Origin of the sequence: Pseudomonas sp. PS1(2021) (assembly GCF_020405165.1) — a bacterium.
GTDB lineage: Bacteria > Pseudomonadota > Gammaproteobacteria > Pseudomonadales > Pseudomonadaceae > Pseudomonas > Pseudomonas aeruginosa.
In genome coordinates this window covers 3,534,762-3,550,352 of sequence record NZ_CP084484.1, presented here as the reverse complement: position 1 = coordinate 3,550,352, position 15,591 = coordinate 3,534,762, and the positions used below count along the sequence as shown (strand labels likewise).

Sequence of the window (15,591 nt, the reverse complement as noted above, 5' to 3'; positions counted from 1 at the left end):
ATGACCGACTACGACAGTCTCGACGACAACGCCTTTCGCCTGATGGTCCGTGAGTGGATCGCCGCCAACTATCCGCAGCGCATCCGCAATCCGCCCCGTCGCCTGGGGCGCGAGGAAACCCGCGAGTGGTACCTGCTGTTGTCGCGCCAGGGCTGGCTGTGTCCCGGCTGGCCCAGGGAGTACGGCGGCATGGGGCTGAGCGCCGGCAAGCAACTGATCATGATGGAGGAAATGGAGGAGTACGGCTGCGCGCGCCTGCCCGACAGCGGCGTGACCATGCTCGGCCCATTGTTGATCCGCTATGGCGACGAGGCGCAACGGGCGCGCTTCCTGCCGCGCATTCTCAGCGGCGAAGACATCTGGTGCCAGGGCTACAGCGAGCCCAACGCCGGCTCCGACCTGGCCAGCCTGCGCACCGAGGCGCGCCTGGAAAACGGCGAGTGGGTGATCAACGGACAGAAGACCTGGACCACCATGGGCTCGGAGGCCAACTGGATCTTCCTGCTGGTCCGCACCGAGCGCAGCGCCAAGGCGCAGCACGGCATCAGCTTCCTGCTGGTGCCGATGGACAGCCCGGGCATCGAGGTGCGGCCGATCCTCAACCTGGAGCTGCACGGCGAGTTCTGCGAAGTGTTTTTCAACGACGTGCGGGTGCCCTACGACAGCCTGGTCGGCGGAATCAACCAGGGTTGGAGCATGGCCAAGGCGCTGCTCGGTTTCGAGCGGATCTTCCTCGGTTCGCCCAAGCAGTCCACCTTCGCTCTCCAGCGCCTGGAGCGCCTGGCCCGGCACCTGGGACTGTGGCACGACCCTCTGTTCGTGCGCCGCTTCGCCGCGCTGAGCATGGACCTGGACAGCCACAAGGCGCTCTACGAGCGTTTCGCCGAACGCCTGCGGCGTGGGGAGAGCCTCGGCCCGGAGGTATCCATGCTGAAGATCTTCCAGTCCGAACTGTTCCAGCGCATCAGCGAGCTGGGCCTGGAGGTCGCCGGGGAGGATTCGGCCCTGCTGCAGCCCTTCGCCGAAGACCCCGAGTTGCATCCGGCGGGGATCTTCATCCAGTCGCGGCCGACCACCATCTACGGCGGCAGCAACGAAATCCAGCGCAACATCCTGGCCAAGAGCGTCCTCGGCCTGCCGGGCTGAGCGCAACCGAACGACATCCACGGGACGAAGAGGATTACCCATGAGCAGCAGACTCAATGAAGGCAAGGTCGCGATCGTTACCGGCGCGGGCGGCGGCATCGGCCGCGAGATCGCCCTGGCCCTGGCCGATTCCGGGGCACGGGTGGTGATCAACGATATCGGCGTATCGCTACAGGGCGAGGGCGGGTCGGCCTCGCCGGCCGAAGAGACCCTTGGCCTGATCCGCCAGCGAGGCGGCGAAGGTCTGATCAACACCGACAGCGTCGCCGACTGGGACAGCGCGCGGCGTATCGTCGAATGCGCCATGGACGGTTTCGGGCGTCTGGATATCGTGGTGAACAACGCTGGCATCCTGCGCGATGCGATCTTCCACAAGATGAGCGCCGACGACTGGCTGTCGGTGATCAATGTCCATCTCAACGGCAGCTTCTTCGTCAGCCGGGCCGCCGCCGAACGCTTCCGTACCCAGCAGGCCGGCGCCTTCGTACACATGACCAGCACTTCCGGGCTGATCGGCAACTTCGGCCAGGCCAATTATTCCGCGGCCAAGCTGGGCATCGTCGCCTTGAGCAAATCCATCGCCCTCGATATGCAGCGCTACAACGTGCGTTCGAATTGCATCGCGCCGTTCGCCTGGAGCCGGATGACCGACTCGATCCCGGCCGCAACCCCGGAGCAGAAGGCCCGCGTCGACAAGCTGCAGCGCATGACCCCCGAGAAGAACGCGCCGCTGGCCGTCTACCTGGCGTCCGACGCCGCCCGCGAGGTCACCGGCCAGGTGTTCGCCGCGCGTCACCACGAACTCTTCCTGATGAGCCAGAGCCGGCCGCTGCGCAGTGTGCATAGCGAGCACGGCTGGACCCCGCAGAGCATCGCCGAGCACGGCATGCCGGCGTTGCGCGGCAGCTTCATGGACCTGGCGCGCAGCCCGGACGTGTTCTCCTGGGACCCGATCTGACCGAGGAGGCAATCCATGGGCGTGTTCAGGACCCGTTTCACCGAGACCTTCGGCGTCGAACACCCGATCATGCAGGGCGGCATGCAGTGGGTCGGCCGTGCCGAGATGGCTGCGGCGGTGGCCAACGCCGGTGGCCTGGCGACGCTGTCGGCGTTGACCCAGCCGAGCCCGGAGGCACTGGCTGCGGAGATTGCCCGCTGCCGCGAGCTGACCGATCGGCCGTTCGGGGTCAACCTGACCTTGCTGCCGACGCAGAAGCCGGTGCCCTATGCCGAATATCGCGCAGCCATCATCGAGACGAGAATCCCCGTCGTCGAAACCGCCGGCAACGACCCCGGCGAGCACATCGCCGAATTCCGTCGACACGGCGTCAAGGTGATCCACAAGTGCACCGCCGTGCGCCATGCGCTCAAGGCCGAGCGACTGGGCGTGGACGCCGTCTCCATCGACGGCTTCGAGTGTGCCGGCCACCCGGGCGAGGACGACATCCCCGGCCTGGTGTTGCTGCCGGCCGCGGCCAACCGGCTACGCGTGCCGATCATCGCCTCCGGCGGTTTCGCCGATGGACGTGGCCTGGTCGCGGCGCTGGCGCTGGGCGCCGACGCGATCAACATGGGCACGCGCTTCCTGGCCACTCGCGAATGTCCGATACACCCTGCGGTGAAGGCGGCGATCCGTGCGGCCGACGAGCGTTCCACCGACCTGATCATGCGTTCCCTGCGCAATACCGCGCGGGTGGCGCGCAACGCGATCAGCCAGGAAGTACTGGCGATCGAGGCACGCGGCGGCGCCGGCTACGCCGATATCGCCGCGCTGGTCAGCGGCCAGCGCGGTCGCCAGGTGTACCAGCAGGGCGATGCCGACCTGGGGATCTGGTCGGCCGGCATGGTCCAGGGCCTGATCGACGACGAACCGGCCTGCGCCGAGTTGCTCAGGGACATCGTCGAGCAGGCGCGCCAACTGGTGCGTCAACGCCTGGAGGGCATGCTCGCCGGGGTCTGATCCGCTCCGCCACGGCGGTCGCGGCAGGGAGTGGTCGCGGCGCCGTGTCTATCCACTGACGACGAAGAGACAACAACAATGAAAATTCTTCCCGTTCCGATGCTGGCCGCGGGGCTGGCGTTGCTGCCGTCGTTCGCCCAGGCGGAGTTTTTCGCCGACGGCAAGGCCGGCCTCGAACTGCGCAATTTCTATTTCAATCGCGACTATCGCCAGCCCGGCGCCAGCCAGTCCTATTCGGAGGAGTGGGCGCAGGGTTTCCTGTTGCGCTACGAGTCCGGCTACACCGAGGGGCTCTTCGGCCTGGGCGTCGATGCGCTGGGCCTGCTGGGCGTCAGGCTGGACTCCTCGCCAGAGCGATCCGGTAGTGGTCTGTTGCCGTATTCGACGAGCGACCGGCGCGCCGCCCACGACTATTCCAGCCTGGGCCTGACCGCCAAGCTACGGGTCTCGCACAGTACGCTGAAGATCGGCAGCCTGATGCCCAGGCTGCCGGTGGTGCAGTTCAACGACACGCGCCTGCACCCGCAAACCTTCCAGGGTGGACTGCTGGAAGTGAACGAGATCGACGGGCTGGCGCTGCAGTTCGGCCAGTTGCGCCAGGTCAAGCAGCGCGACTCGACCACCGCCGAAGACCTCGGCATCACCCGCGGCAACAAGCGCAACGTACTGGCGGGCCGGCACCCCGGCAGCGACCGCTTCGACTTCGCCGGCGGTACCTACCGCTGGAGCGAGCGCTTGAGCAGCAGCTACCACTACGCCAACCTGGAGGATTTCTACCGTCAGCATTATCTCGGCGTGCAGCACCTCTTGCCGCTCGCCGATGACCAGTCGCTGAAGTCCGACATCCGCTGGGCGCGTTCCACCGACGAGGGCGGCAGCCGCGTCGACAATCGCGCGCTGAATGCGCTGTTCACCTATCGCCTGGGTGGCCACGCCTTCGGCCTCGGCTACCAGCGCATGTCCGGCGACAGCGGCTTCGCCTACCTGGCCGGGACCGATCCGTATCTGGTCAACTTCGTGCAGATCGGCGATTTCGCCAACAAGGACGAGCGCTCCTGGCAGTTGCGCTACGACTACGACTTCGCCGCCATCGGCCTGCCCGGCCTGACATTCATGAGCCGCTACCTGCGTGGCGAACACATCGACCTTCTGGACGGCGGTGGGCGCGGCAAGGAATGGGAGCGGGACACCGATATCGCCTACCTGGTGCAATCGGGGCCGCTGAAGAACCTGGGGATCAAGTTGCGCAACGGCACCTTCCGCAGCGATTTCGGCAACGACATCGACGAGACCCGGCTGATCGTCAGCTACGCGTTGCCGCTGTGGTGACGCGGACTTGAGTTTCCCGATGTTTCCGCGCCATTGACCCTGTAGTGGCTACAGCCTTTTCACTGGGAGCCGTCAGATCCAGACGAGAGGGTTGTGCCATGGGGTTCTTCGAACGGTTGTTGATGGGTGGGCGTCATCATGGACAGGGCGGTGGTCATCACGGCGGCGGTCATCACCGCGGTCAGGGCGGCTATCCGCCGGCGCCAGTCGCGGCGGGAATGGCCTGTCCCGCCTGCCGCACCGCGAATGCGGCGACGGCACGATTCTGCCAGGGCTGCGGCGGCGCCCTGGCGCCGCTGCGCTGTATCGCCTGCAGCGCCGATCTCGCGGCGGGCGCGAAGTTCTGCGGCGCCTGCGGTGCGCCGCAGCAGTAGCCTCAGTCGACGGCGAGGATTTCCACCGCAAGGGGGGAGTCCTTCGCCCCGGTCTCGTCGCCCGGGTGCCTGCCGATCAGGCTCTGGCCCAGTGGCGAGCGAGGCGTGATGACCAACACCTCGCGACCTTCGCAATCGATCTTCAGCCCGGCCGCCTCGGGGCCGAGGAACACTGTTCGCCGGCTGCCGTCGGCGTTCAGCAGGGTGACCAGCGCGGTGAGCTGGATGCCCTGTTCCTCGTCGAAATCGCGCAGCACCAGGTTGCGGTACAGGCCCAGCGCCTGGCGGATCTCCTCGACCCGGCGCGACTGCCCGGCGGCCAGGTAGGCCGCTTCCAGGCCGAGGGTGTCGTACTTGTTCTCGGCGACGTTCTCTTCGTGGGTTGCCGTCTCATGGGCGGTCTGCGCGGCGCAGACGGCGACTTCCAGGTCCGCGGCGAGCTTTTCCGTGATCAGGCGCAACAGCTTTTTCTTGTCCATGTCGGGTAGGCGGGGGCTGGCCGGCGAAGGCGTGCATGGTACGGGAAACACGGCGGATCGCGACAGCTCGGAGCCAGTATGAAAACTCGGAATGACGTGGCGAATAAAGGTCGTTTGTTGCTACCGGGCAAACCGACTAAAACGAGCGGAAACGAACAGCCAGGAGAACCTCACATGATCGACGGATTGCTGCGCAGTCTCGGCCTCGACCCCAATGCCTTTCGCGATGGCGAGCTTGCCGTGCATACCCCCATCGACGGCAGTCGCCTGGCTGCGGTGCGACTGGAGGGGCGCGCCGCCGTTGCCGCCAAGGTCGAGCGCGCCGAACAGGCGTTCCGCGCCTGGCGCCAGGTGCCGGCGCCGCGCCGTGGTGAACTGGTGCGGCTGTTCGGCGAGGAATTGCGTCGGCACAAGGCCGAACTCGGCGAACTGGTGTCCTGGGAGGCGGGCAAGATCACCCAGGAAGGCCTCGGCGAAGTCCAGGAAATGATCGATATCTGCGACTTCGCGGTGGGCCTCTCGCGCCAGTTGTACGGTCTTACCATCGCATCCGAGCGTCCCGGCCACCACATGCGCGAGACCTGGCACCCGCTGGGCGTGGTAGGCGTGATCAGCGCGTTCAACTTCCCAGTCGCGGTGTGGTCGTGGAATACCGCGCTGGCGCTGGTCTGCGGTAATTCCGTGGTCTGGAAGCCTTCGGAGAAGACCCCCCTCACCGCACTGGCCTGCCAGGCACTGTTCGAGCGTGCCGCGCGGGCCTTCGGCGGCGATGCGCCGGCGCACCTGAGCCAATTGCTGATCGGCGACCGCGAGGCCGGCGAAGCGCTGGTGGACGACCGTCGCGTCGCCCTGGTCAGCGCCACCGGCAGCACTCGCATGGGGCGCGAAGTGGCGCCGCGGGTGGCGGCGCGTTTCGCTCGCTGCATCCTCGAACTGGGCGGCAACAACGCGATGATCCTGGCGCCAAGCGCCGACCTCGACCTGGCGGTGCGCGGCATCCTGTTCGGCGCGGTGGGCACCGCCGGGCAGCGCTGCACCACCTTGCGCCGGTTGATTGCCCATGAGTCGGTGAAGGACGAGATAGTCGAGCGCCTCAAGGCAGCCTATTCCAGGGTCCGTATCGGTCATCCGCTGGAGGGCAACCTGGTCGGGCCGCTGATCGACGAACGCAGCTACCTGGCCATGCAGGACGCCCTGGCGCGAGCCCGCGAGCAGGGGGGGCGGGTGTTCGGCGGCGAGCGGCAATTGCAGGAGCGCTATCCGGATGCCTACTACGTGTCGCCGGCCATCGTCGAGATGCCGGGACAGACCGAAGTGGTGCGCACGGAGACCTTCGCACCGATCCTGTACGTGGTCGGCTACCGCGATTTCGACGAGGCCCTGCGCCTGAACAACGAGGTTCCCCAGGGACTGTCGTCGTGCATCTTCACCACCGACCTGCGCGAGGCGGAACTGTTCCAGGGCGCGGCGGGCAGTGACTGCGGGATCGCCAACGTCAACATCGGCACCAGCGGGGCGGAAATCGGCGGGGCGTTCGGCGGCGAGAAAGAGACCGGCGGCGGCCGCGAGTCCGGCTCGGACGCCTGGAAGGCCTACATGCGACGGCAGACCAACACCGTCAACTATTCCCGCGAGCTGCCGCTGGCACAGGGCATCACCTTCGATTGAACGGGGCGCGGCGGGCTCCCGCCGCATGGCAATGAGGCTGGCAGCGGAGTCGCGCATGGGCGGTTTGCAGCAACGGTGTCTGTGGGAAGTGGTTACGCCTCGCCTGTCCGGAGCGGCGAGCCTGAACGGCGAGCAGCGCGCCGACGTATGTGTGATCGGCGCCGGTTTCACCGGGCTTTCGGCGGCGCTCCACCTGCTGGAGGCCGGCCGTTCGGTGTGCGTGCTGGAAGCGTACGAGGTCGGCCACGGCGGGTCGGGACGTAATGTCGGATTGATCAACGCCGGCACCTGGATTCCCCCGGACGAGGTGGTCGCCACCCTCGGCGCCGAGCAGGGAGAAAAGCTCAACGCCGTGCTGGGGCGGGCGCCGGCGCTGGTGATGGAGACCATCGAACGCCTCGGCATCGATTGCCAGTTGCGCCGCGAGGGCACCCTGCACATGTCGCACAACGCCAGCGGCGTGGCCGATCTGCAACGCCGTCACGCGCAGTGGACGCGCCGCGGCGCTCCGCTGGAGTTGCTGACCGGCGCGGCTTGCCACGAGGCCTGCGGCACCCGGCGAATCAGCGCGGCGTTGCTCGACCGACGCGCCGGCACTCTCAATCCCATGGCCTATTCGCGTGGACTGGCTACCGCCGTCGTACAGCGGGGTGGGCAACTGTACCAGCGCTCGCCGGTGCTCGCCCTGGAGCGGCAGGGCGCGCTGTGGGCGGTGCGCAGCGCCGCGGGGGCAGTACTGGCGGAACAGGTGGTGATCGCCTCCAACGCCTATACCGAGGGCGAGTGGACCAACCTGAGGCGGCACTTCTTTCCCGGCTACTACTACCAGGTGGCTTCGGCGCCGCTGCACGGCGCCGCGGCCGAGCGCATCCTGCCTCACGGCCAGGGTTCCTGGGATACCAGGACGGTGCTCAGCAGCATTCGTCGCGATGCCCAGGGTCGCCTGTTGCTGGGAAGCCTCGGCAATGGCGCGAACAAGCCCGCCTGGTTCCTGCGGCAATGGGCCGATCGAATCCAGAGCCATTACTTTCCCGACCTGGGCCAGGTCAACTGGGAGTACAGCTGGACGGGTTGCATCGCCTTCACCCCCGATCATCTGATGCGCCTGTTCGAGCCTGCGGAAGGCTTGCTGGCGGTGACCGGCTACAACGGACGCGGCGTGACCACCGGTACGGTAGTGGGCAAGGCGTTCGCCGACTACTTGCTGAGCGGCGAGCGAGCGACATTGCCGTTGCCGTTCAGTGACATGAAGCCCGTCCCCGCGGCCAGGCTGCGCAGTTGCGCCTACGAGATGGGTTTTTCTCTCTATCACGCCGGTCAATGCTTGCGCGTGGTTCTCTAGGCTCGACCGAATCAAGGTGTGTTTTCAGCAAAATAATGATAGTTTGTTGTAAACACACATGAGGAGGTCGTCATGAGCGCTCTCATCAAGGAACGTCCCAGCGCCGATGCCGTCCTGGCCAAGGCCGTCCTGGCCGCGCGCGAGCAATTGGGGCTGACGCAGCTCGAACTGGCCGGCATCGTCGGCGTCGATCGCAGCGCCATCAGCCGCTGGAAGACCCAGGGCCTGCGGGTGGACAGCAAGACCGGCGAGCTGGCTCTGCTGCTGGTGCGAGTCTATCGCGCACTGTATGCCCTGTTCGGCGGGCAGCAGGAGGACATGCGCCACTTCCTGCGCACTCCCAACCATCACCTGGCGGGCGAGCCGCTGGCACTGATGGGACAGGTGCAGGGCCTGGTTCATGTGCTGGAATACCTCGATGCGATCCGCGGCAAGGTCTGATACCCGGCGCGCCTGTACGGGGGCCTACGCCTGTCACGGAAAAGGCTGGCAGCCAGAGGCGACAAGCCTGGCTGAATGGAGACTGCGGTGCCGCTACGCTGGCATCCGACACCACAGGAAGCGAGGGGCGGAAGGTGAGCGAGATCTGGCGACAGTGCAAGGGTGAGCGGCATATCCGACCGCTCCAGGGGCGCCTGGTGCGGTTGGTGGAGAGCCAGGAGCAGGTGGCGACCCTGCAATTGGTCGACACCCTGGAAGAACAGGCGTTGCTCGAGGAACTGCTCGAGTCGAGCAAGCCGCCGGTGCCGGCGGATGCCGAGCCATTGCATTACCTGTTGAAGACCCCGTTCCGTTATCCGCCCTTGCGCTGGGGGTCGCGGTTTGGCCGTCGCCACGAGCCAAGCCTGTTCTACGCCGCGTTGAAGCTGGAAACGGCCATGGCCGAAAGCGCGTATTACCGTTGCGTCCTGTGGAGTGGCATGGCGGTGCCGCCACCGAGCGGGAGGATTCTGTCCGAGCACGCTTCGTTCGAGGCGGGCTGGAAGGTGGAGCGGGGAATCCGTCTGCAGGCGCCGCCTTTCTCCGATCACGAGGCTGCGCTGACCGACATCGCCGACTACCGCGCTCCCCAGGAACTGGGAACTGCCATGCGCAGCGCCGGGGTGCAGGCATTCGAATACCGTTCGGCGCGTTGCCCGGAGCGCGGCTGCAATGTCGCCCTGTTCACGCCCGCGGCCTTCACCGAAAAGCGTCCTCGCAACCTGACGCCCTGGCTGTGCGAAACCACGGCCGGTTACGTGGCCTTCAAGCCGGCGCATGTGCCGGGGTCGCCGAAAATCTTCTCCTGGGAGCTGTTCCTGGTGGACGGAAAGTTGCCGCATCCGGCGTGAGTGGAGGGGGGCACGGTTGCCAGCGATCCGGGGGCGCCGTCTGAAGGCCGCCACCTGCCGGTTGGGCAGGGCTGGCCTGCATGCGCCGAGGGAAAGAGTGGCTGAGGATTTCGAACGGCATTGCCCTGCAATGGGGCGGCAAGAGGCTTCGGCGAAAATTTGTGCACAAATGGAAAGCAGCTTGTCAAGGGTTGAGAGCGTTAGGCTCTAAACGCTTGATTTTTCATGTTTGAAACGTAACTTATTGAAAAATAACGATAAAAATAGTTGGTGAAAAAATCGTCAATCTGTCCCATAGCCCCACTCCATCGGGGGTTCGGCAGTTTTTTAGGGGCTTTTCCACTGGGTTATCCACAGGATCTGTGGATTTCCCAAGCACTTGCTCGACAGCACATCGCACGCTCCAAGGCAAGCCCTGTAGCCGCGACAAAAATGCCGTGGAAGCAGAAATGTCCCGGCGGCGAAGGGCGCAGGGCGATGGCTTCCGTTATGGAAGTATCTGAAATGTCCTGCGCATGGGGTACGCACAGCTCGGAAGCGGAGTGCTCGTTCGGCGCGGCGCTATTCGCTCGACGGTCTTTTCCCAAGAACCTAGAATCCGCTGCACGCGCGCCTGCCAGGCGGGTGTTGCGTCGTTTTCCGCTGGAGTGCCCCATGCCCGTCGATCTACCGAACCTGTTGCTTGGCCTGCTGGCTGCCGCGATTCCCCTGGCCGGCCTGGCATGGCAGCTACAGAGAAGGGCCAGCCTGGCGGAGCGCGAGATGGCGTTGCTCGGCGAGCGACTGGCGACCGCGCAACTGGCCCAGGACGGGCTGAATGCGCAGTTGGAGACCAGTAGGGAGGCTTACCAGCAACTCGGCGAGCGCCATGCCAGGCTCTCCGGCGAGGTCGCCGCGCTGCGTCGGGAAGCCGAGTTGATGGGGGAGGAGCGGCAACGGGCGTCCCAGGCGGAGGCACGTTGGGCCAGCGAGCGCCAGGGCCGGGAAGAGGAAGTGCGTCGCCTGGCTTCCGAACGGGCTGCGCTGGCTGCGGAACTTCGCGAGCAGCAGGAAAGCCACCAGCAGCGCCTGACCGACCTGCAGTCGGCCCGCGACGAGTTGCGGGCACAGTTCGCCGAACTGGCGGGAAAGATCTTCGACGAGCGCGAACAGCGTTTCGCCGAGACCAGCCAGCAGCGCCTGGGGCAGATGCTCGATCCACTGAAGGAGCGCATCCAGGCGTTCGAGAAGCGGGTGGAGGAAAGCTACCAGCAGGAAGCGCGCGAGCGTTTCTCCCTGAGCAAGGAACTGGAGCGTCTGCAGCAGCTCAACCTGCGCCTGGGCGAGGAAGCGACCAACCTGACCCGCGCGCTCAAGGGCCAGAAGACCCAGGGCAACTGGGGCGAACTGGTGCTGGAGCGGGTGCTCGAGCATGCAGGCCTGGAAAAAGGTCGGGAATACGAGACCCAGGTCAGCCTGAAGGGTGCCGAGGGCGAACGCTTCCAGCCGGACGTGCTGATCCGCCTGCCCGGCGACAAGCAGGTGGTGGTGGATGCCAAGGTCAGTCTCACGGCCTACCAGCAGTACATCGCCGCTGACGACGATCTGCTGCGCCAGCAGGCGCTGAAGCAGCACGTAACGTCGTTGCGCAACCATGTGAAAGGCCTCTCCGGCAAGGACTATCGACGCCTGGAAGGGTTGCACAGCCTCGACTTCGTCCTGCTGTTCATGCCGATCGAGGCGGCTTTCTCGACGGCCCTGCAGGCCGAGCCGAACCTGTTCCAGGACGCCTTCGCGCAGAATATCGTGATCGTCAGCCCGACCACCCTGCTGGCCACCCTGCGGGTAATCGACAGCCTCTGGCGCCAGGAGCGGCAGAACCAGAATGCGCGGGAAATCGCCGAACGTGCCGGTTCGCTGTATGACAAGTTCGTGCTCTTCGTCCAGGACCTCGATGAGGTTGGTTCGCGCCTGCAGCAACTGGACAAGGCTTATGCCGCGGCGCGCAACAAGCTCACCGAGGGACGTGGCAACCTGATCAGTCGCAGCGAGCAACTCAAGCTGCTCGGTGCCCGCGCCAGCAAGAGCCTGCCGACGGACTGGCTGGACCGGGCGCTGGTGGCGCCCGTGGAAGAGGCCGGAGAGGAGTGAGATCGGTTCGATCCCGTGCCCGGGCTTTCGAGAAAACGGAGGCTTTCCGGGAGGGGGATAAAAGAAGGGCGTCCGGAAGGACGCCCTGAAGATGATCATGGAGTAAGTCGGCTGTTCAGAGCCACGGCGCGGAGGAAAGTTCCGCGCCGTCCGTTCAGCGAGCGGGAGTGAGCGTCAGCCGCTTGTTGCCGTAAACGCGATCGAGGTTCTGTGGCTGGAACGGGAAGCTGACGTAGCGCCCCTTGAGCCAGGCGTCGATACCGTCGGCGTAGTGCGGGCTGGCCGGATTGCCGGATTGGCCGCTGCTGTTCACGCCGATCATCGGTTCGCTCTGGCCGAAGTCGACGATCAGCCGCATCGCCGGGATCAGCCAAGTGTCGAAGTCCTGGCCCCAGCCGTAGGCCGATACGTCCAGCGTGGTGTGGTCGCCGCCGGCCGGATAGGGTCCGCGATCGAGATAGCCCTTGATCGCGCCGAGTCCGGCGCGCTCGCCGGCGCCCAGGTAGGGGGCCATTTTCGAGCTGTCGCTCTGCCATTCGTAGGTGTGCAGCTTGCCCCATTGCCAGGCCTTGCGCTCGCTCCCCAGTCGCTGTTCGCAGAACTCCACGGCGGCGGCGAGGCTGCGCGCGAGGATTGCCGGCTTGTCCTCCTTCTGCGGAGTGCGGGTATCGTCCCAGAACGGACTGTCGTCGCGCCCGAGCAGGTGGTCGGCTTGCGCCGAGTAGGAGAGGTTGGCGGTCTCGACGAAGGCTTTCCAGGCAGGGCCGTCCTCCGGTCCTAGCTCGTCGAGGAATATCTGCCTGGCGCTCTCGTGGAGGAAGGCGCCGTACAGCGCGGCGTCGCTGGAGCTGGCTGTCAGCTTGCCGTCGAATGCCATCAGCCGGTCGTAGGCCTCCCGCGCCCGGCTGCGTTGCGCCTCCGGCAAGGCGTCGATGGCCTGGCGCAGCGGCAGCGCCATGCCGGGATTGTCGAACATGGCTTGCAGCTTGGCGACGAACAGCGAGGTCTGGTCGTACTGCATGCGGATCATGCTCTGGGTGTCGTGGCTCTTGCTGGCACCGGCGAGCTGGGCGATGCGCTCGGCGCGCTCCGGGTAGTACCAGGAATTGGACAACTGGGCGCCGTAGCCGGGCTGCACGGTGCGGTGGTTGGCGGTACCCAGCCAGCCCTGCTGCGGGTCCTGGTCGGACGGGTGGAGGATCGGGTCGGCATAGCCATCCCAGTCGTAGCGGCTGTCCCAGCCAGGGGAGGGCAGCAGGCCACGACCTTCCTTGCGGTTCGGATAGCGTCCGGTGACCTGCCAGCCGATGTGCTTTTCGTCGGCGAACACGATGTTCAGCGGCATCGCGCGAATCTCGCGGGTGGCGTCGAAGGCCTGCTCGATGGTCTTGGCCCGCGACAGGTCGAAGAAGCCGTCCAGGGTCTTGTCGGCTTCCTGCTGGATGCTCCGGTAGGCCAGTCCGTAGCCGCTCTTCAGCGGCAGCGGCTGGAGGATGTTCTTGCGCTCGCCCAGGGCGCTGTTGAGCAGCGGGCCATGGCGGGTTTCGTGGATGACCTCGCGGATCGGCCGCTGGCCCTTGATGAAGAAGGTTTCCTGGCGTTCGCGGGTTGGCTGCCACTTGCCGTCGGCCAGGTAATAGAGCCGGTTGCCCTGGCGTCGCAGCTGTTCCAGGTAGAGATCCTGGTTGTCGCCCAGGACCATGGTCATGCCCCAGGCCAGCTTGCCGTTGAAGCCCGCCACCACGCCCGGCAGACCGGCGATGGAAACGCCCGCGGCCTGGTACTTGGGCGAGCGGATCTGCACGTAGTTCCACACCGACGGCATGCTCAGCGGCAGGTGGGTGTCGTTGGCCATCAGGCTCTTGCCGCTGCGGCTGCGTTGCGGCGCGATAGCCCAGTTGTTCGAGGCGGCGACCCCGAGCATGCTCAGCGCTGCGACCTGCCGCGCCGCGCCCTCGACGCCCGCGAGGCCGGGAACCTGCCCGTCCAGGCGCAGGCCCTTGAGCTTTTCCGCCTCGTCGAACGGCAGGTTTTCGTCGGGATAGGTCGGCGTCAGCCAGGCCAGCTTGTCGCTGCCGACCTTCTGCGCGAGCGTCAGCGAGGCGATTTCTTCCTGCAGGTTCACCGCCAGGCCGAAGTTGAGCAGGGCGAAGACCAGCGCCGAGTCCTCGGGCTTCCAGTATTCCGGACGGTAGCCGGACTGGGCCAGGTCCATCGGCAGCTTGTCGCGATAGCGATACAGGTAGGCGTTGACCCCGCGCGCGTAGACCTCGAAGAAGCGTTGCAGGCGCGGCGAGGCGTTCCTGTACTGGATCTCCGCAGCCTGGCGCAGGTTCACGGTACGCATGAAACGGTCGATCTCCAGCGCGCCGGGGCCGACCATCTCGGCCAGCCGTCCCTGGGCCAGCAGGCGCAGGCTGACCATCTGGCTCAGGCGGTCGGAGGCGTGTACGTAGCCCAGGGCGAACAGCGCGTCATGGAAGGTGCCGGTTTCGATCAGTGGCATGCCCAGCGCGTTGCGCCGGATCGATACGTTTTGCGCCAGGCCCTTGATCGGTTGTACGCCGGAGGTCGGCGGCAGGCTGTCGGCGTAGCGATCGTCGAGCCAGGACTGGCAACCGGCCAGGCCCAGGAGGGTGCCGAAGGCCGCGGCGGCGCCGCAACGGGGAAGAAAACGCATGAAGGCTGGCGAGGCCATGGGGTGGGGGCTCCTGCGGGAGTGGTCGCGTCGAGAGGCGCTACGTTAGTGAGGAGCGCAGGGCTGCGCAAGCTCCGCCTGCGGTCGTCCGCGAGGACGTCCGCAGGCCGGCTCGGGACTCGCTACTTCGGCGGATTGATGCGCTCCACCAAAGCATAGGCGCGTTGCGTCGCCGGACGCTGGCGAATGCTCTCGAACCAGCGCTGCAGGTGCGGGAAGTCGGCGAGATCCTGCTCCTGCCACTGGTGCGGGACGATCCACGGATAGATGGCCATGTCGGCGATGCTGTAGTCGTCGCCGGCGACGAAGGCGCGGTCCGCCAGGCGCTGGTCGAGAACGCCGTACAGGCGCGCGGTTTCCTTGACGTACCGGTCGATGGCGTAGGGAATCTTCTCCGGGGCGAAGCGGTTGAAATGGTGGTTCTGCCCGGCCATCGGCCCCAGCCCGCCCATCTGCCAGAACAGCCACTGCAGGGTTTCCTGGCGCGCGCGCAGGTCCTTGGCGAGAAAGCGTCCGGTCTTTTCCGCGAGATAGAGCAGGATGGCGCCGGACTCGAACAGCGACAGGGGAGCGCCGCCGTCGGCTGGTTGGCGATCGACGATGGCGGGAATCTTGTTGTTCGGCGACACCTTCAGGAAATCCGCCTGGAACTGGTCGCCCTGGCTGATGTTGATCGGATGGATGGCGTAGGGCAGGCCGGTTTCTTCCAGGAAAAGAGTAATCTTGTGGCCGTTCGGGGTGGTCCAGTAGTACAGGTCGATCATCGGTGCGTCTCCGGCTCGTCGATGGGCTACGAACGGAAGACTCTACGCCAGGAACCTAGGTTCGATGCAAACCGCTGTCGCGCATGACGCCCCGGCGGGGCTGGTGGCGCGCCAACGAAAAGGCCCGCTGCTCAGCGGGCCTTCGGATGCCGGCGCGTGCGAAGGGTCAGGCGCCGTGGCACTTCTTGAATTTCTTCTCGCTGCCGCAGGGGCAGGGATCGTTGCGGCCTACGGCCTTGAGCGGATTGCGCACCGGCTCGTGGCTGTGGTTGCAGTGCGGACCATGGACATGACCATGGCCATGATCGTGATGATGATCGTGGTCGTGGTTGCAGTTCGGGCCGTGTACGTGGGGTTCCTGACTCATGGT

14 protein-coding genes are annotated in these 15,591 nt (G+C 66.1%); 10 read left to right on the top strand and 4 right to left on the bottom strand.

Features of this window, described 5'->3' with window-relative positions:
* From LE197_RS16965 to LE197_RS16945, 5 genes are all read left to right on the top strand, one after another.
* Entirely contained in the window at window positions 1-1,146 is a 1,146-nt protein-coding gene (locus tag LE197_RS16965) for an acyl-CoA dehydrogenase family protein (RefSeq protein ID WP_003158194.1), read from the top strand.
* 40 nt (window positions 1,147-1,186) lie between these two features.
* Entirely contained in the window at window positions 1,187-2,104 is a 918-nt protein-coding gene (locus LE197_RS16960) for an SDR family NAD(P)-dependent oxidoreductase (RefSeq protein WP_003123194.1), read from the top strand.
* Between the two features lie 15 nt (window positions 2,105-2,119).
* Window positions 2,120-3,106, top strand: coding sequence for an NADH:ubiquinone reductase (locus tag LE197_RS16955; protein WP_012614410.1), 987 nt, complete (start codon window positions 2,120-2,122; stop codon window positions 3,104-3,106).
* A gap of 78 nt (window positions 3,107-3,184) precedes the next feature.
* Window positions 3,185-4,435, top strand: a complete 1,251-nt coding sequence (locus LE197_RS16950; protein WP_012614409.1) for an OprD family porin — start codon at window positions 3,185-3,187, stop codon at window positions 4,433-4,435.
* Window positions 4,436-4,533: 98 nt separating this feature from the next.
* Window positions 4,534-4,809 carry a zinc ribbon domain-containing protein gene (locus LE197_RS16945; RefSeq protein ID WP_169057979.1) on the top strand — a complete coding sequence of 92 codons (276 nt, stop codon included), beginning with the start codon at window positions 4,534-4,536 and terminating at the stop codon, window positions 4,807-4,809.
* Between the two features lie 2 nt (window positions 4,810-4,811).
* On the opposite strand, the gene LE197_RS16940 is transcribed toward LE197_RS16945, so the two are convergent.
* The gene (locus tag LE197_RS16940; protein WP_023109088.1) at window positions 4,812-5,288 is read right to left on the bottom strand and encodes a hypothetical protein; all 477 of its coding nucleotides are present in this window, start codon (window positions 5,286-5,288) and stop codon (window positions 4,812-4,814) included.
* 174 nt (window positions 5,289-5,462) lie between these two features.
* On the opposite strand from LE197_RS16940, the gene LE197_RS16935 reads away from it, so the two are divergent.
* The 5 genes from LE197_RS16935 (at window position 5,463) to rmuC (ending at window position 11,759) form a co-directional block, all read left to right on the top strand.
* On the top strand, window positions 5,463-6,956 hold the full coding sequence (locus tag LE197_RS16935; RefSeq protein WP_003086325.1) for an aldehyde dehydrogenase family protein: 1,494 nt from the start codon (window positions 5,463-5,465) through the stop codon (window positions 6,954-6,956).
* Window positions 6,957-7,011: 55 nt separating this feature from the next.
* The gene (locus tag LE197_RS16930; RefSeq protein WP_003163134.1) at window positions 7,012-8,298 is read left to right on the top strand and encodes an NAD(P)/FAD-dependent oxidoreductase; all 1,287 of its coding nucleotides are present in this window, start codon (window positions 7,012-7,014) and stop codon (window positions 8,296-8,298) included.
* Between the two features lie 72 nt (window positions 8,299-8,370).
* Window positions 8,371-8,739, top strand: a complete 369-nt coding sequence (locus LE197_RS16925) for an antitoxin Xre/MbcA/ParS toxin-binding domain-containing protein (RefSeq protein WP_003086329.1) — start codon at window positions 8,371-8,373, stop codon at window positions 8,737-8,739.
* A gap of 134 nt (window positions 8,740-8,873) precedes the next feature.
* Window positions 8,874-9,629 (top strand): RES family NAD+ phosphorylase, encoded by a 756-nt coding sequence (locus LE197_RS16920; RefSeq protein WP_023109087.1) that lies wholly within the window; start codon window positions 8,874-8,876, stop codon window positions 9,627-9,629.
* A gap of 768 nt (window positions 9,630-10,397) precedes the next feature.
* A complete protein-coding gene (gene rmuC, locus LE197_RS16915) occupies window positions 10,398-11,759 on the top strand; it encodes a DNA recombination protein RmuC (RefSeq protein WP_003081943.1) in 1,362 nt (453 codons plus the stop codon).
* Window positions 11,760-11,913: 154 nt separating this feature from the next.
* On the opposite strand, the gene quiP is transcribed toward rmuC, so the two are convergent.
* The 3 genes from quiP to LE197_RS16900 form a co-directional block, all read right to left on the bottom strand.
* On the bottom strand, window positions 11,914-14,457 hold the full coding sequence (quiP, locus tag LE197_RS16910) for an acyl-homoserine-lactone acylase QuiP (protein WP_003123188.1): 2,544 nt from the start codon (window positions 14,455-14,457) through the stop codon (window positions 11,914-11,916).
* 122 nt (window positions 14,458-14,579) lie between these two features.
* A complete protein-coding gene (locus LE197_RS16905; protein ID WP_003112525.1) occupies window positions 14,580-15,221 on the bottom strand; it encodes a glutathione binding-like protein in 642 nt (213 codons plus the stop codon).
* A 166-nt stretch (window positions 15,222-15,387) separates the two neighbouring features.
* Window positions 15,388-15,588, bottom strand: coding sequence for an SEC-C metal-binding domain-containing protein (locus LE197_RS16900; protein WP_003081984.1), 201 nt, complete (start codon window positions 15,586-15,588; stop codon window positions 15,388-15,390).
* Window positions 15,589-15,591 lie beyond the last annotated feature (3 nt).

Bases quoted from the DNA above. Each gene is read 5' to 3' on its own strand.
- LE197_RS16965 (WP_003158194.1), top strand. From the start codon at position 1: ATGACCGACTACGACAGTCTCGACGACAACGCCTTTCGCCTGATGGTC.
- LE197_RS16960 (WP_003123194.1), top strand. From the start codon at position 1,187: ATGAGCAGCAGACTCAATGAAGGCAAGGTCGCGATCGTTACCGGCGCG.
- LE197_RS16955 (WP_012614410.1), top strand. From the start codon at position 2,120: ATGGGCGTGTTCAGGACCCGTTTCACCGAGACCTTCGGCGTCGAACAC.
- LE197_RS16950 (WP_012614409.1), top strand. From the start codon at position 3,185: ATGAAAATTCTTCCCGTTCCGATGCTGGCCGCGGGGCTGGCGTTGCTG.
- LE197_RS16945 (WP_169057979.1), top strand. From the start codon at position 4,534: ATGGGGTTCTTCGAACGGTTGTTGATGGGTGGGCGTCATCATGGACAG.
- LE197_RS16940 (WP_023109088.1), bottom strand. From the start codon at position 5,288: ATGGACAAGAAAAAGCTGTTGCGCCTGATCACGGAAAAGCTCGCCGCG.
- LE197_RS16935 (WP_003086325.1), top strand. From the start codon at position 5,463: ATGATCGACGGATTGCTGCGCAGTCTCGGCCTCGACCCCAATGCCTTT.
- LE197_RS16930 (WP_003163134.1), top strand. From the start codon at position 7,012: ATGGGCGGTTTGCAGCAACGGTGTCTGTGGGAAGTGGTTACGCCTCGC.
- LE197_RS16925 (WP_003086329.1), top strand. From the start codon at position 8,371: ATGAGCGCTCTCATCAAGGAACGTCCCAGCGCCGATGCCGTCCTGGCC.
- quiP (WP_003123188.1), bottom strand. From the start codon at position 14,457: ATGGCCTCGCCAGCCTTCATGCGTTTTCTTCCCCGTTGCGGCGCCGCC.
- LE197_RS16905 (WP_003112525.1), bottom strand. From the start codon at position 15,221: ATGATCGACCTGTACTACTGGACCACCCCGAACGGCCACAAGATTACT.
- LE197_RS16900 (WP_003081984.1), bottom strand. From the start codon at position 15,588: ATGAGTCAGGAACCCCACGTACACGGCCCGAACTGCAACCACGACCAC.